This window comes from Micromonospora sp. CNZ303 (genome assembly GCF_004345505.1).
Genome location: NZ_SLVT01000006.1, coordinates 79,301 through 93,469 on the forward strand (window position 1 = coordinate 79,301; position 14,169 = coordinate 93,469).

Sequence of the window (14,169 nt, forward strand, 5' to 3'; positions counted from 1 at the left end):
GGATCAGAGCAGGACGAGCAGGGCGGCGCCGACGGCCGCCGCCGGCACGGTGGTGACGACGGTGGCGAGCGCCGCCGAGTGTCGGCGCAGCGCGGCGAGCGGGATCAGCGCGTCGCCGTCCTGGCTGATCGCGTTGGCGACCAGGGTGGGCAGCGGCAGGCCGCCGCTGACGTACAGGCCGGTGAAGACGATCTGCACCGCGCACCCGGGGATGAGGCCGATGCCGGCGCCGACCAGGACGCCGACGAGCCCGGTGAGGGCGAGCTGGGAGCCGTCGAAGCCGGTCGTGGTGGTCACCACCTGCCAGCCCAGGTACGCCACGGCCACCCAGACGGTGACGAAGGACGCCTCGTGCGCGCTGTGCCGCAGCGTCTCGCGCAGCGAGCGGGGCTGCGCGGTCTCCAGGCTGTCGTCCGCCAGCTTCCCGCGCCCTCCGGCGAAGATCAGCGCCGCGGTGAGCGTGCCGAGCACCCCCAGCGCCAGGTACGGGTCGACGCCCCCGAAGGAGCGGGTCAGCGCGCCCGGGTCGACCAGTTGGAAGACCACCGGCACCGACACCGCGAACGCCGGCGTGGTCAGCCCCCAGAACGCCGTGGACGCCGGCACCCGGGGCAGCAGTGCGCCGAGCAGCCGCCGCGAGCCGGCGAGGTCCGGCCCGCCCGCGGCGGCCAGGCCGACCGGCGCGGGCGCGGCGGCGACCCGGTGGTTGACCGCGCGGGCCGGGTCGATGCCGAGCGCGTCGACGACGTACCCGGTCACCAGGCCGACCGCGAAGAGCAACGCGTGGATCTTGAGGGCGAACACGGGGTTCCAGGCGAGCACCACCCACGACGAGTCCCCCATGGTGGCCGCCAGGGCGGCGACCACGGTGCCGAAGGAGACCTTCCCCCGGGCGTACAGCGGCATCAGGATGATCGCCCCGCCGCAGCCGGGGCTGACGCCCAGCAGAGCGCCGACCAGCGGACCGAGCCGGGGTCGGCTGGTGAGCCCGTCGGTGACCCGGTCGCCGTGGCGCCAGCGCAGCCAGCCGAAGAGCGCCACCATGACGGCGACGTAGACACCCACCTGCATGAACGCGTCCGCGAGCGGGCGGAACACGAGTTCGGTCACGGCACACCTCCTCCGGTACGGTGCCGCCGGGCCGTCCGCCGCTCGCGGACGACCCGGCGCGACGGCGTCAGGTGAGCTTGCTCTTGACCTTGTTGACGGCGCCCTTGGCGAGGCCGGGGTTCGTGCCGTAGAGCCGCGGGTCGCCGGGCGGCAGGACCGGCTCGGGCGCGTGCGCGCGCGGGCTGTGGTCGTAGCGGAACTCGCCCTTGCCGTCGGGCGCCGGCCCGGACGCCCAGCGCCCCTCCGACGCGTCGGTGCCCGGCGAGAAGTCCAGGTACGTGTAGCTGAACTGCTCGGTGAACTCCTTGGAGTCCGGGAACGCGTCGGGCACCGGCATCTCCTCCAGGCCGTCCTCCTTGAGCTGCTCGATGGCCGCCATCCACATGTTTTGGTGCATGGTGTCGCGGGCCAGCAGGAAACGCAGCATGTTCTTGACCCCGGGGTCGTCGGTCATGTTGAACAGCCGGGCCACCTGGAGCCGGCCCTGCGCCTCGGCGGTGACGTTGAGCTGGAAGTCCGCCATCAGGTTGCCGCTGGCGGTGATGAAGTTGCCGTTCCAGGGCACGCCGGCGCTGTCCACCGGCAGCGCTCCGCCGCCGCCATGGATGAAGTGCGCCGGGTTCGACCCGCCGTAGATCGCGCCCACCATCGGGTTGTCGGCGGCGGCCTCCTGCAACGACAGCGGCGCGTTCTCCAGCAGCCGGGTGATCATCGTGGCGATCATCTCGACGTGGCCCATCTCCTCGGTGCCGACGTCGAGGAAGAGGTCCTTGTACTTGCCGGGCAGACGGCAGTTCCAGCCCTGGTAGAGGTACTGGTTGGCGACGGTCATCTCGCCCCACTTGCCGCCCAGGACCTCCTGGAGCCGGCGGGCGAACGCGGCGTCCGGGCCGTCCGGCTTGGCCTCGAACTGCAGATCCTTCATGTGGCTGAACACGTGTCCTCCTCGGTGCCGGTCGGGCTGTCACCGAGGCGGTTCCCGCGACGGCCGGCCCCATCGGGCCAACCGGCGGCCCAACGGGGTCAACCTGTCGCGGGGAACGCGGGCAGCACCACCTCGAGGGCCACCCCGCGCGGTCGCAGCCGGTGCAGGCGAAGCCGTCCGCCGTCGGCGGCGAGCAGCCGCCGGACGATCCACAGTCCCAGCCCGGAGGCCCCGGCGCCGGGAGCGGGCCGGCGCAGCGCCTCGACGAGGGGCGGGTCGACCCGCCCCTCGTCGGTGACGACGATGCGCAGACCGGAACGGCCGAGCGCGGCGTGGATGCCGACGCGGCCCTCGGCCGGACCGTGCCGCAGCGCGTTCTCCACCAGGTTGGTCACCACCTGCCGGGTCCGCCGCCGCGGCACCGGGCAGCCCCCGGCCCGCCGCGTCACCCCGGTCAGCCGCCGGTGCGGGGGCACGAGGGCCGCCGCACCGCGCAGGACCTGCGCCAACGGCGCCGCCGGGTCCGCCGCCGGGACGAGGGCCCCGGTGCCGGCGGCGGCGTCGCGCAGCAGGCCCTGCAGGTGTACGGCCTGCTCGTGGGCCAGTGCCGTGATGGCGCGCCGGTCGTCGCCGGTGAGCGGGAGCCGCTCGTCGGCGAGCGCCCGGGTGAGCGAGGTGAGGACGCTGACCGGGGTGCGGAACTCGTGGCAGAGCACGCGCAGCAGCAGTTCCGGGTCGGTGTCCAGGGCCGCCGGATCGGCCGGACCGGGTTCGGGCCCCGCCCACCGGAGCAGCCGCAACGGTCCCCGCCCCCCGTGCCGTCCGCGCATCCGCCCGACCTCCCTCGTTCGGCCGCATGATCGGTACCCGCTCGGGAACGGACCAGGCATGCCCGCTCCCCCCGTCGTCCGGTTGGTTGTCGTGGACGACCATCCGCTGTTCGTCCGCGGGCTGGAGTTGCTGCTGCCGGCCACGACCGACGGGCGGGCGGAGGTGGTGGGCTCCACCGGTGACGCGTCGGCCGCCGCCTCGCTGGTCAGCCGCTGCCTGCCCGACCTGGCGCTGGTCGACCTGCACATGCCGCCCCCGGGCGGGATCCGGGCCGTGGCGGCGATCCGGCGCACCACGCCCCGGGTGCGGGTGGTGGCCATGTCGGGCGCGGAGGACCCGACTCCCGCCCTGGAGGCGCTGCGCGCCGGCGCCGAGGCCTTCCTGCCCAAGACCGCCGAGCCGGAGGAACTGCTGCCCCCGCTGCTGGCCGTCCTCGACGGCTGGGCGGTGCTGCCGGGGCATCTGCTCCGTGCGCTGCTGCGTCCCGGCCGGGCGGCCCCGGTCGATCTGGACGACGAGGAACGGGCGATGCTCCAGGCCATCGCGGCGGGTCGCAGCACCGTCGAGATCGCCGAACGGATGCACGTCTCGGAACGCACCGTAAAGCGGATGACCGCCGCGCTGCTGCGAAAGTTGCGGGTCTCCACCCGGGCCGAGGCGGCGGCGCTCGCCGGTCACGCCGGTCTGCTCGGCGACTGACCCCGGGCTTTGCGCCGAGCCGTTTTCCCGCGATAACGCGACGCGCCGAAATGAGGACGACGCGCATTGTTGCGGATTAGCCCCGGGATACGTCAAACTTTGACCACACCCCGCCCCACACAGGGAGTAATTGACGATGGCGAGAAAAGTAATCACGGTCCTGACCGACGACCTCGACGGTGGAAAGGCCGACCGGACCGTCGAGTTCAGTCTGGACGGCGTGGCATACACCATCGACGTCTCCGACGAGAACGCGGGCGTGCTGCGCAAGGCCCTCGACCCGTACATCAACGCTGGCCGGCGGATCGGTCGCGGAACCGCCGACACCGGGCGGGCACCCCGCCGGGCCGGCACGCCGGGCGGCTCGGGAATGGACCGCGAGCAGAACCGGGCCATCCGGGAATGGGCCACCAAGAACGGCTACAAGATTTCCGAGCGCGGCCGCATCCCGGTCGAGGTCGTGGAGGCGTACAAGAACCGCTGACCGGCGCCGGGCTCACGCTCGGGCTGGTGCGGGGTCACGCTGAGGAATCAGCGCGGCCCCGCCGGTCTTTTCCCACGGCGATCCATTCGCACGACCCGCACCCGCCGGCGGGCCCATTCCCGGCCCGCCACGATTGCGCTTCGACCATCGGCGGGTCGCCGGGTCGCTTCGGATCGGCCGACAAGGGCCGTTCACCGGCCCGGCGAGCGTGATCGTCGCCACGATCACCCCGGCATGCAGCCGGGACGCCACACTTCCCGAGTGTAATGAGCGACAGCTTTGTCGAGCATTACCGGTGTGGATCTCGGGGGTGGCGGATGACGCGATGGTGGAGCCAGACGGCCGGGGGGTTGCCCCGCGTCTTCTGGTACCTCTGGTCGGCCACGCTGATCAACCGGCTGGGCAGCTTCGTCGCCATCTACCTCGGCGTCTACCTGGTGTCGGTACGCGGCCTCAGTCCCGCGTACGCCGGGATCGTGATCGGGCTGCACGGAGCCGGCAGCGCGGCCGGTGGCGTGCTCGGCGGGATCGTCGCGGACCGGTGGGGACGGCGGCCCGCCATGCTGACCGGGAACGTGGCCGCCGCGGCGGCGGCGCTGGCGCTGGGCCTGAGCGGGCACTCCGTGGCGATCGCGGCCCTCACCCTGCTGCTCGGGCTCTGCCTGGGCCTCGCCCGGCCGGCCTTCACGGCGACCGTCATCGACGTGGTGGGCGAACGGGACCGTCTGCGCGCGCTCACGCTGAACTACTGGGCGATCAACATCGGGTTCGCCGTCGCCGCGACCGTGGCCGGCCTGCTGGTCCGGGTCGAGCCGCTGCTGCTGTTCGCGATCAACGCGGCGGTGCTGCTCGGCACCGCCGCGCTGATCGGCCTGACCGTGCCCGAGTCGCGCCCCGCCCCGGTGACCGTCGCGCAGGTCGCCCGCGTCGACTCCGGTGGGCTCGGCACCGTGCTGCGGGACCGGGTCTTCCTGACCTTCACGGCCCTCACCGGGTTGGCCTGGCTCTGCATCGAGAGCAGCGCGATGCTGCCGGTGGCGTTGCAGGCCGACGGGTTGCCGGCGTCGGCGTTCGGGCCGGTCATCGCGGTCAACGGTCTGATGATCGTGCTGGGGCAGCTCTTCGTGCCCCGCCTGATCGGCCGCTTCGACCGGTCCCGCACCGTCGCCGTGGCCGTCGTGGTGATCGGCGCCGGCTTCGCCCTGACCGCGCTGGCCGACGCCGTCTGGTTCTACGCGCTCACGGTGGGCGTCTGGACGCTCGGCGAGATGCTGATGACCCCGTCGAACTCGGCGCTGACCGCCGACCTGGCGCCGGCCGCCCAGCGCGGCCGCTACCAGGGCGTCTACTCGCTCGGTCACGCCTTCGCCAGCTTCGCCGGGCCGACGCTGGGCGGCCTGGTCGCCGCCCGGTTCTCCACCGACGTCCTCTGGCTGGGGCTGTTCGGGCTGGCCCTGCTGGTGGCGGCCGGCAACCTCCTGGCGGTGCGGCCCCGGGCCCGGCGGATCACCGCCCTGCGGGCCGCCGCGGCGCCCGCCGCCCCGCGCGAGGCCGCGGCGCTGGCGTGACCGCGGCGCTGGCGTGACCGCGGCGCTGGCGTGAACTTGCCGTCGCGGGGCCGCCGGGGTGCGCCCGGACGGCCCCGCAGCGGTCGTCAGCCGACCTGGATGCGCACCACGTCGAAGGCCGGCGTCTGGTTGGCCCGCTCCATCATCGGCACCCGATGCGAGCCGTCGCCGGCCCAGACCGCGCACTGGGCGGTGCCGGATCCGGGCAGCCCGGGGATCTGGATGGTCACGTCGTCGGGCTCGGCGCCACCACGGCTGTCCTCGGTGGCGACGAAGAACGCCGGCACCTCCTGCGGCTGCGGCGGCTGCCGGAGGCTGCCCAGCATCCGGCAGGCGGTGTGGAAGTGGCCCCGCACCAGTCCCTGCTCGTTGAGCAGCGAGCTCTCCACGTAGTACCCGCCCTGCCCGGCGGCCAGGAAGCGGTCCCGTACGAGGTTGCGGGTGGAGACCCGGAGGGTGAACGGCTGGTTCGACCCGACCCGGTCGGGGAATTCGGTGATCAGCAGCGACGGATTGTCGGCCGCGGGACCCACCTCGCCGAAGGCGGTGCTGACGCAGCGGTTGCCGTTCTGGAAACCGTCGTGCGGCTGCAACCGGCTGTCGTCGCAGTCGTTCGCGATCACTCCCAGCCCGGCCCCGGGCCCACCATTGCCACCACCGTTGTCACCGCCGCCGCCGTTGTTACCACCACCATTGTTGCCGCCGCCGTTGTTGCCGCCGGTCGGTGCCACCTGGCACTCGGCGAGCCGGGCCAGGCCCTGCGGCCGGGGACCCACCCGGTCGATCGCGACGGTGATCCGCTCCAGCGTCGCCCGGCGCTTGCCGGCCAGCGGCTGGAGGATCGAGGTGCGGACGAACTCCTCGCCCCGCCGGCCCTCGGCGGCCAGCCGCCGGTCCGCCTCGGCGATCTGGGTCTGCAGCAGGCTCAGGTTCCGGTCGACCTCGGCGCGGGCGCGCTCGGGCACCCGCGGCAGCCGGCCGGCCACGTCCGGGCAGGCCACGGCCGAGCCGCCGTTGTCGGCGCCGCCGCCCCGCATCTGCTCGCACTCGGCGACCGACTGCTGCCCGTCCCCCCAGTGGTTGCGCACCCACCTGCCGTCCTGCCAGGTCCGGCTGGTGCCCCGCCCGCTCGGCGCGGTCGCGCCCGGGCTCGGCTCCACGCAGGCCGCGGAGGCCGGTCGGGTGCTGGTCGGCCGCCGGTCCTCGGCCGACGAGATCTGGGTCACGGCGACGATCCCGCCGAAGACCGCGAGCGTGCCGACGACGGCCAGCAGTCGCTTGCTCCGCGCGCCACCGGATGACCGGCGCGCCCGTGTGGACCTGCGCATCGATTTGCTCTCCTTCGCGACCCGGTAGTTGATCTGAGACCTCGGCGGACCGACGGAATTGAGGGCGCACCCGACGGGGACCGTCGCGGCGAACCGGTGGCACGTCGATGACCGACGATGCCCTTTCCGCACCGCCTTCCGCACCGCGCGGCGCGGTCGGGGAGATCCTGTCCATTCCCGCAGGAGTACGGGACGGCCGCGGCGAAGGTTCAACGCGCTTCCGGGAATCCGGGGCGGAGCCCGGGCGCCGACCGGTGACGTGTGCCGGGCCGATGAGCGGTGACGTGTGCCGGGCCAGCGACCGGTGGCGCTCCGGAGAAGGGCGGGTCAGTCCGCGCAGAGGTGGGCGAACGCGAAGCCGCCCGTCATCTCGTCGTGCCGGGACTCCAGCCCCCGGATCTCGGCGAGCAATTCGTCCCAGGGCGTCAGGACCGCCTCGGCGGCGTCCAGCGCGCGCAGCCGCTCCCCGACGGCCACCGCCGCCAGGTCCTCGGCCAGCCGCCCCGGATCCACCCCGGCGGAGACCCGCTGCGGGTGCACCGTCACCCGCTCCACCAGGCAGGCGTCGGGACGCACCCGTACCCAGCTCCACCCCTCGGCGGGCCCGCCCGTCCAGCGCACGTGCAGCCCCCGCACGATCGGGTCGGCCAGCCGCCGCGACACGTACGCCTCGACGGCGGCGGCCCGGGCCAGGGCGCCGAGGTCGTTGACGTGCCCGGTCCGCCCGTCGGGCAACCGACCGAGGATGTCGCGGAAGCCGACCGGGGGCACCCCCGTGTCGTCGGGCTCCCCCGCGCCGAGGGCCGCGTACGCGCGCGCGTCGATCACGTACGCCACGATCCGGCGCCCGTGCTCCCCGGCCCGCAGCGTCGGCGACCCGATCCGCAGCACCGCCAGGCCGACCGCCTCGGCGACCGCGTTCTTCAGCCGCTCGGCCCGCTGCGCGGCGGAGCCGGGGGCCGCGACGGGGCCGACCTCGACGGCGAAGACCGGCCGGGCCGTGTCGGCGGCGCAGACGACGAGGTCGTAGCCCTCCCGGCTGGCCGTGCTCCACTGGTTGCCGGTGACGCCCGGCGGACGCCCCTGCACCAGTTCGCCGAGCCGGCGGGGGCCGTGCACGAGCTGGCCGCCCCGGGCGAGCAGCGGGCCGCGCCCACCGTCCCCGGCGACCGCCCGCAGCCAGGAGCCGTCCCCACCACCGGTGCCCGTCATCCGCCTGATCCGTCCGTCCCGCCGACCGAGGCCGACGCGTCGGCCGGGGCGAGTCTAGGCGGTCGATCATGACCGGCGCACCGGTGGTGCCCCGGGCCGTCGGCCCGCAATTCGCTTGAGGGCGCCCGCCCGCGCCGGTGGGATGGGCGGGTGAGCGTCTTCCTCAACACCGAGCGGCTGGTGCTGCGCGAGTTCACCGCCGACGACGCCGACCTGCTCGTCGAGCTGGACGGCGATCCCGAGGTGATGCGGTACCTCACCGGCGGGCGCCCCACCCCGCCGGAGGTCGTCCGGGAGCGCGTCCTGCCCCGGATCCTCGCCCACTACCGGCGACCGCCGGGACTCGGGTGGTGGGCGGCGCTGGGCCGGGGCTCGGGCGACTTCCTGGGCTGGTTCGAGTTCCGCCCGACCCGCGACGGCGACGCCCGTGAGGTGGAACTGGGCTACCGGCTGCGCCGGTCCGCCTGGGGCCTCGGCCTCGCCACCGAGGGCTGCCGGGCGCTGATCGACGAGGGCTTCACCGCGCTCGGCGTGCAGCGGGTCACCGCGAACACCATGTCCGTCAACGTCGCGTCGCGTCGGGTGATGGAGAAGTCCGGGCTGCGGCTCGTGCGGACGTACGTCGGGGACTGGCCGGAGCTGATCGACGGCGCGGAGCACGGCGAGGTGGAGTACGCGCTGACCCGGCAGCGGTGGCTGCGCCGCGACGCCGACTAGGCACGGCGCGAGCCGACCGTCACTCCGCGCCCATCACCAGGCCCTCGATGGTGTGCTTCTGCCGGATCGGCGTCAGGGCGTCGACCACCGGGCACGGCAGGTGGGCGCGCACCTGCTCGGGCAGGCCCGCCCAGTACCTGCGGGTGACCGCCATGTCGTGGTGCGCGGCGTTGCCCGCTCCCGGCGCGTCGACGCCGAGCACCAGCACCGGGCGGGACAGGGTGGAGACGTTCGGTGTGCCGCGGTGGATGGTCAGCGCGGACCGGGCGGAGATGTCGCCGCGCCGCGGATACTTGCGGACGGCCCGCTGCGCGTAGCGGGGGTGGCGTTCCCTGGGCGGGAACATCTGGTGGTCGAAGTCGCGTCCGTCGTCCCACTGGGTGCCCGGGGCGATCTCGAACGGCCCCATCTCCTCCACGGTGTCCACCGTGGTCAGGTTGAAGGCCAGCGAGGTCAGCCGCCGCTGCCGGCGGGTGTCCTCCGGCATCGGGAAGTCCCGGTGCCACGGTTGCATGGCCGCGCCGGGAAACGGGATGTCGAACCCGAGCTCGACGATCTGGTAGTCGGGCCCGAGCACGGCCCGGCACACCGAGACCACCCACGGGTGGGTCACCAGGTCGACGAAGCCGCGCAGCTGCTCGGGGTGGATCTCCACGTACCACCGCTGCGGGCCGCGGCCGACCGCGCCGTCGGGGCGGGAGCGGGCCTCCCGGAAGGCGGCCTCGACGTCCTCGCCGACGCGGTCCACCCAGTCCACGGCGAAGGCGCCCCGGCACGCGGTGATGCCGTCCCGGTAGAGGTCGCCGAGCGCCTCCAGGGGAACCTCCTCGTCCTCGACGGGGGTGACGGGCTGGTCGGTGCGCGGCGCGGGCGCGGTGGTGTGGGACCTCATCGAACCTCCTGACGGGGACCAGCCGAGTATTACAACGTTGTAGAGACGCCGCAAGGGACGCCCGGGCCGCCGCCCCCGCCACGGGTCGGGGCATGATCGACCGGTACGCCGGTGGTCGGCGCACGGGACCGGGGAGGTACGCGGGGTGCGGGTCGTTTCGCTGGTGCCGTCGCTGACCGAGGCCGTCGCCCTGACCCTGCCGGGTCTGCTGGTCGGCGCCACCGACTGGTGCACCCACCCGGCCGGGCTGGACGTGGCGCGGGTCGGCGGGAGCAAGTACCCGGACCTGGACCGGGTGCGCGCGCTGCGCCCCGACCTGGTCCTGCTCAACGTCGAGGAGAACCGCCGCGAGGACGCCGACGCGCTCACCGCCGCCGGCGTGCCGGTGCGGGTGACCTATCCGCGTACCGTCGACGAGGCGCTGACCGAGCTGGGGGACCTGCTCCGCGACCTGGGCGCCCCGACCGAACCGGAGTGGCTCGCCGAGGCCCGCGGGGCGTGGGCCGGGCTGCCCACCGCCCGGTCGTCCCGCCGGGCTGTGGTGCCGGTCTGGCGGCGACCGTGGGTGGTGCTGGGCGCCGACACCTTCGCCGGTGACGTGCTGCGCCGGCTCGGCGTCGCCAACGCGTACGCCGACGACGCCGAGCGCTACCCCCGGCCGAGCCTCGACGCGCTGCGCGCCCGCGCGCCGGAGCTGGTGGTGCTGCCCGACGAGCCGTACCGCTTCACCGCCGACGACGGGCCGGAGGCGTTCCCCGGCATCCCCTGCGCCCTGCTCTCCGGCAGGCACCTGACCTGGTACGGCCCGTCGCTCGCCGAAGCGCCCGCCGTGCTCTCCGCGCAGCTCGCCGACCCGGTCGTGCACCCGGGCTGACCGCCGCCGCCCCACCCCGCCCGGTCACCCGCCCGCGCGCCGGCGCCGTTCCCGACGGGCGTCGACCATGCTCCACCCGATCGCGACCGACAACGTCAGCACCACCACCGCGAGGGTCGACCAGACCGGCAGCTTCCCGACCGGCGTCTCGGCCAGGATCAGCTTCGCCCCGGCGAAGGCCAGCAGGAAGGCCAGCCCGTACCGCAGGTAGCCGAAGTGCCGCAGCAGCCCCGCCAGGCAGAAGTAGAGGCTGCGCAGGCCGAGCACGGCGAACGCGGTCGCCGTCCAGACGAGGAACGTGTCGGTGGTGATGGCCAGGATCGCCGCGACCGAGTCGATCGCGAAGACCACGTCGGTGGCCTCGATCGCTACCAGCGCCACCAGCAGCAGGGTCGCCCTGCGCCGGCCGTCGACCCGGACGGTGAACCGGCCGCCGTGGTAGCCCGGCTCCGTGGGCACCAACCGCCGGAACGCCCGCACCACGACGTTGCGGTCGGGGTCGACGTCCGGCTCGCCGCGTACCGCGAGTCGCCACCCCGTCCAGATGAGGAAGGCGCCGAGCACGACGCCGGCCCAGGTCAGCCGCTCCAGCAGTTCGGCGCCGGCGAAGATGAAGGCCAGCCGGAACGCGAGCGCGCCGACGACCCCCCAGAAGAGCACCTTGTGCTGGTACGCGGCCGGCACCCGGAAGTACCCGAACAGCAGCGCGAAGACGAAGACGTTGTCGACGGAGAGCGCCTTCTCCAGCAGGTAGCCGGAGAAGTAGGCCCCGGCCGGCTCGCCGCCCCGCCACAGCCAGACGACCAGGCCGAAGGTGAGCCCCGCGGTGATCCACACGCCGCTCCACAGCAGCGCCTCGCGCAGCTCGATGACGTGGTTGTCGCGGTGGGAGAGCAGGTCCACGGCGAGCATGACGGCGATGACCGCGCCCACCGCCGCCCAGGCCCACAGGGGTGCCGCGAACGTCGCCTCGTCCACCCGGCGTCCTCCGCATCCCCGACGGCGGCTCCGCTCCCGACGCGCGGCCCGGTCCGGCTCGCGCGGTCCCCGACGGCTGCGGCACGGACACGCCCCCGACGGCCTGCGGCACAGACCCGCCTCCGACGGCCTGCGGCACGGACACCCCCCGGCGGCCGGCGGCGCGGGTGCGCCCTCGGCGGCCCGGCGGCGGGCCCGGAGCGTGTCCGATGTCGAGCCTAGGCGAGCCGCCCACCGGCCGGCGGCAGTCCGGGCAAGTCGGCGCCGTCGACGGGACGTTCGACGCCCCGGCGGGCCGGACAGCTCGCGCCGCCGGAAGGCCCGGCCCGCCCGGGTTTCAGGCCCGCCCGGCCCGCACGGACGTCAGGCGGGCCGGACGGGCCCGGACGTCAGGCCACCGGGGCGATCCGGGCCGGGTCCAGGTCGGCAAGGGTGGTGTCGTCGACGTCGTAGGCGAGGGTGCTGGTCACCCGGACCACGCCGCTGACCTGCCCCGCGAGCCGGCCCGCCAGCTCGACGGCGCTGCGCCGGTCCAACCGGCCGTCGAGCGTCACCTCGCCCCCGCGCACCCGGACGGTGACCAGCCCGTCCCGCACCGCGAGCACCCGGCGCAGCACCTCCTGCACCACGTCCTCGCGGATCTCCGCGTCGGTGCGTAGGTGCACCCGCAGCAGGTCACCGCGCGTGACGATGCCGACGAGGCGGCCCAGGTCGTCGAGCACCGGCAGCCGCTTGACCGACTCCCGGTCCAGCTGCCGGGCGGCGGCGGAGATCGTCGCCTCCGGCCAGGTCGCCACCGCCGGGGCGGTCATCAGGTCACGCGCCAGCAGCGCCTCGGCCTTCTCCCGGGCGGTACGGCGTCGTCGCCCCTCGAAGACCCGCCGCTCGTCCGGGTGACCGGCCCGCTCGACCTTGTGCAGCAGGTCCGACTCGGAGACCACGCCGAGGACCCGCCGGAAGCCGTCCACCACGGGCACCCCGCTGATGCCCCGCCGGAGCAACGCGTCGACGATCTCCCGGTAGGGGGTCTCCTCCCCCACCGTCGTGACCTCCCGGGTCATCACGTCGCCCACCTGCCACGTCCTCATCACGACCTCCCTGTCGTTCCCCACCGCGACGCTACGGCCGCGGCGGGCCGCCGGGTCAGGGCCGCCGGACCGGGCCGGCACGGCCGTACGGACCGGTGCGGGAGGGGTCCAAGGTCCCGGTCCGGTGGGGTCCGGTCGGCCCTGCCCGCCCGGCCCCGGCGGGCGTCCAATGGAGATGCCACCGGAAAGCGCGGTGCCAGGCACACGAAGGGACGTGGAGACAATGGCCGCGACGATCGAGCGCACCACCGCCAGGAACGACGCTGCGGTGGCGGAGACCCGGCACGTCGGCGAGACCCGCAGGGAACGGGCCGCGCGGTACGTCTTCGCCGGCATCCGGATCGCCCTCGGGTGGACCTTCCTCTGGGCGTTCCTGGACAAGGTCTTCGGTCTGGGGTTCGCCACCGAGGCGAAGAACGCCTGGATCAACGGCGGCAGCCCCACCAAGGGCTTCCTGACCTTCGGCGCGGCCGGCCCGTTCGCGGACTTCTACCAGGGCATCGCCGGGGCCGCCTGGGCGGACGTGCTCTTCATGGCCGGCCTGGCCGCGATCGGCGTCGCGCTGCTGCTCGGCATCGGGATGCGGATCGCCGCCGTCGCGGGAGCGGTGCTCTACGTGATGATGTGGACGGTCGTCCTGCCTCCCGAGAACAACCCCTTCATGGACGAGCACCTGATCAACGCGGCGCTGCTGGTCGGTCTCGCGCTGGTCAACGCCGGCGCGACCCTCGGCCTGGGCGCGACGTGGGCGAAGCTCGCGATCGTGCGGCGGTTCCCCTGGCTGCGCTGACCCGGCGCGGCATCTCCCCCTCGGCGGGCGTCACCACCCGGTGACGCCCGCTTCGGCGTGCCCACCGCGTCACGCCGTCGCTCCGAGGGCCGGCCGCGACGCGTGCGCCGGGACCGCCACACATCGGTCGGACGCCATCAGGCAGGATCTCGGGTGACGGACATCAGGACCGAAACGGTAGGAGACTCCCGAATGAACCAGGCAGCAGGCGCCCGCTCGGGCAAGCCCGAGGTGGGTCCGATCGAGGGCGCGCCGCCCGCCGACCTCGTCATCGAGGACATCACCGTCGGCGAGGGCCCGGAGGCCCAGCCGGGGCAGCTGGCCAGCGTCCACTACGTGGGGGTCGCGCACTCCAACGGTCGCGAGTTCGACTCCTCCTGGAACCGGGGTGAGGCGTTCGAGTTCCAGCTCGGCGCCGGTCACGTCATCTCCGGCTGGGACCGGGGCGTCGTGGGCATGCGGGTCGGCGGCCGGCGCCGCCTGACCATCCCGCCGCACCTGGGCTACGGCGACCGGGGCGCCGCCGGCGTCATCAAGCCGGGCGAGACCCTCGTCTTCGTCGTCGACCTGCTCGGCGTCCGCTGAGCGGAGGATGACCCACTGGGCGGGCAGGCACCGCCGGGCGGGGGATGATCCCTCCGAACGGACGGTGCACCGCTCGAGTGGACGGCGA

15 protein-coding genes are annotated in these 14,169 nt (G+C 74.5%); 7 read left to right on the forward strand and 8 right to left on the reverse strand.

The genetic code is table 11. The features are described 5' to 3' along the window. Positions 1-3: 3 nt before the first annotated feature. The 3 genes from EV374_RS11970 to EV374_RS11980 form a co-directional block, all read right to left on the reverse strand. On the reverse strand, positions 4-1,110 hold the full coding sequence (locus EV374_RS11970) for a putative manganese transporter (RefSeq protein WP_132234596.1): 1,107 nt from the start codon (positions 1,108-1,110) through the stop codon (positions 4-6). Between the two features lie 67 nt (positions 1,111-1,177). Then, positions 1,178-2,047 (reverse strand): manganese catalase, encoded by an 870-nt coding sequence (locus EV374_RS11975; RefSeq protein ID WP_132234598.1) that lies wholly within the window; start codon positions 2,045-2,047, stop codon positions 1,178-1,180. Between the two features lie 86 nt (positions 2,048-2,133). Next, positions 2,134-2,865 (reverse strand): sensor histidine kinase, encoded by a 732-nt coding sequence (locus tag EV374_RS11980; RefSeq protein WP_165947764.1) that lies wholly within the window; start codon positions 2,863-2,865, stop codon positions 2,134-2,136. A gap of 58 nt (positions 2,866-2,923) precedes the next feature. On the opposite strand from EV374_RS11980, the gene EV374_RS11985 reads away from it, so the two are divergent. The 3 genes from EV374_RS11985 to EV374_RS11995 all read left to right on the forward strand — a co-directional run bounded on the left by EV374_RS11985 (position 2,924) and on the right by EV374_RS11995 (position 5,617). Beyond that, positions 2,924-3,565 carry a response regulator transcription factor gene (locus tag EV374_RS11985; RefSeq protein WP_132234602.1) on the forward strand — a complete coding sequence of 214 codons (642 nt, stop codon included), beginning with the start codon at positions 2,924-2,926 and terminating at the stop codon, positions 3,563-3,565. Between the two features lie 136 nt (positions 3,566-3,701). After that, complete coding sequence (locus tag EV374_RS11990; protein WP_132234604.1) at positions 3,702-4,049, forward strand: histone-like nucleoid-structuring protein Lsr2; 348 nt, start codon at positions 3,702-3,704, stop codon at positions 4,047-4,049. A 317-nt stretch (positions 4,050-4,366) separates the two neighbouring features. Then, on the forward strand, positions 4,367-5,617 hold the full coding sequence (locus EV374_RS11995) for an MFS transporter (RefSeq protein ID WP_165947765.1): 1,251 nt from the start codon (positions 4,367-4,369) through the stop codon (positions 5,615-5,617). An 86-nt stretch (positions 5,618-5,703) separates the two neighbouring features. Here the strand turns inward: EV374_RS11995 and EV374_RS12000 are convergent, their stop codons facing one another. Together EV374_RS12000 and EV374_RS12005 are read right to left on the reverse strand one after the other, a co-directional pair. After that, entirely contained in the window at positions 5,704-6,945 is a 1,242-nt protein-coding gene (locus tag EV374_RS12000; RefSeq protein ID WP_132234608.1) for a hypothetical protein, read from the reverse strand. A gap of 327 nt (positions 6,946-7,272) precedes the next feature. After that, positions 7,273-8,157: a PDDEXK family nuclease gene (locus EV374_RS12005; RefSeq protein ID WP_132234610.1), complete on the reverse strand. Its 885-nt coding sequence runs from the start codon at positions 8,155-8,157 to the stop codon at positions 7,273-7,275. A 150-nt stretch (positions 8,158-8,307) separates the two neighbouring features. Between EV374_RS12005 and EV374_RS12010 the strand changes: the two genes are divergently transcribed. Continuing rightward, on the forward strand, positions 8,308-8,874 hold the full coding sequence (locus EV374_RS12010) for a GNAT family N-acetyltransferase (protein ID WP_132234612.1): 567 nt from the start codon (positions 8,308-8,310) through the stop codon (positions 8,872-8,874). A 19-nt stretch (positions 8,875-8,893) separates the two neighbouring features. Here EV374_RS12010 and EV374_RS12015 read toward each other — a convergent pair whose 3' ends face one another. Continuing rightward, the gene (locus tag EV374_RS12015; protein WP_132234614.1) at positions 8,894-9,766 is read right to left on the reverse strand and encodes a phytanoyl-CoA dioxygenase family protein; all 873 of its coding nucleotides are present in this window, start codon (positions 9,764-9,766) and stop codon (positions 8,894-8,896) included. A 145-nt stretch (positions 9,767-9,911) separates the two neighbouring features. On the opposite strand from EV374_RS12015, the gene EV374_RS12020 reads away from it, so the two are divergent. Continuing rightward, complete coding sequence (locus EV374_RS12020; RefSeq protein ID WP_132234616.1) at positions 9,912-10,640, forward strand: helical backbone metal receptor; 729 nt, start codon at positions 9,912-9,914, stop codon at positions 10,638-10,640. A gap of 24 nt (positions 10,641-10,664) precedes the next feature. On the opposite strand, the gene EV374_RS12025 is transcribed toward EV374_RS12020, so the two are convergent. Then, positions 10,665-11,618 (reverse strand): TerC family protein, encoded by a 954-nt coding sequence (locus EV374_RS12025; protein ID WP_132234618.1) that lies wholly within the window; start codon positions 11,616-11,618, stop codon positions 10,665-10,667. A 389-nt stretch (positions 11,619-12,007) separates the two neighbouring features. Further along, a complete protein-coding gene (locus EV374_RS12030) occupies positions 12,008-12,706 on the reverse strand; it encodes a CBS domain-containing protein (RefSeq protein WP_132234620.1) in 699 nt (232 codons plus the stop codon). Positions 12,707-12,920: 214 nt separating this feature from the next. Between EV374_RS12030 and EV374_RS12035 the strand changes: the two genes are divergently transcribed. Beyond that, a complete protein-coding gene (locus EV374_RS12035) occupies positions 12,921-13,496 on the forward strand; it encodes a hypothetical protein (protein WP_486485720.1) in 576 nt (191 codons plus the stop codon). 192 nt (positions 13,497-13,688) lie between these two features. Further along, positions 13,689-14,081 (forward strand): FKBP-type peptidyl-prolyl cis-trans isomerase, encoded by a 393-nt coding sequence (locus EV374_RS12040; protein ID WP_132234624.1) that lies wholly within the window; start codon positions 13,689-13,691, stop codon positions 14,079-14,081. The last annotated feature ends 88 nt before the right edge of the window (positions 14,082-14,169 follow it).

Coding starts and splice junctions, on each gene's coding strand:
- EV374_RS11980 (WP_165947764.1), bottom strand. CDS start 2,865: ATGCGCGGACGGCACGGGGGGCGGGGACCGTTGCGGCTGCTCCGGTGG.
- EV374_RS11985 (WP_132234602.1), top strand. CDS start 2,924: ATGCCCGCTCCCCCCGTCGTCCGGTTGGTTGTCGTGGACGACCATCCG.
- EV374_RS11990 (WP_132234604.1), top strand. CDS start 3,702: ATGGCGAGAAAAGTAATCACGGTCCTGACCGACGACCTCGACGGTGGA.
- EV374_RS11995 (WP_165947765.1), top strand. CDS start 4,367: ATGACGCGATGGTGGAGCCAGACGGCCGGGGGGTTGCCCCGCGTCTTC.
- EV374_RS12000 (WP_132234608.1), bottom strand. CDS start 6,945: ATGCGCAGGTCCACACGGGCGCGCCGGTCATCCGGTGGCGCGCGGAGC.
- EV374_RS12005 (WP_132234610.1), bottom strand. CDS start 8,157: ATGACGGGCACCGGTGGTGGGGACGGCTCCTGGCTGCGGGCGGTCGCC.
- EV374_RS12015 (WP_132234614.1), bottom strand. CDS start 9,766: ATGAGGTCCCACACCACCGCGCCCGCGCCGCGCACCGACCAGCCCGTC.
- EV374_RS12030 (WP_132234620.1), bottom strand. CDS start 12,706: ATGAGGACGTGGCAGGTGGGCGACGTGATGACCCGGGAGGTCACGACG.
- EV374_RS12040 (WP_132234624.1), top strand. CDS start 13,689: ATGAACCAGGCAGCAGGCGCCCGCTCGGGCAAGCCCGAGGTGGGTCCG.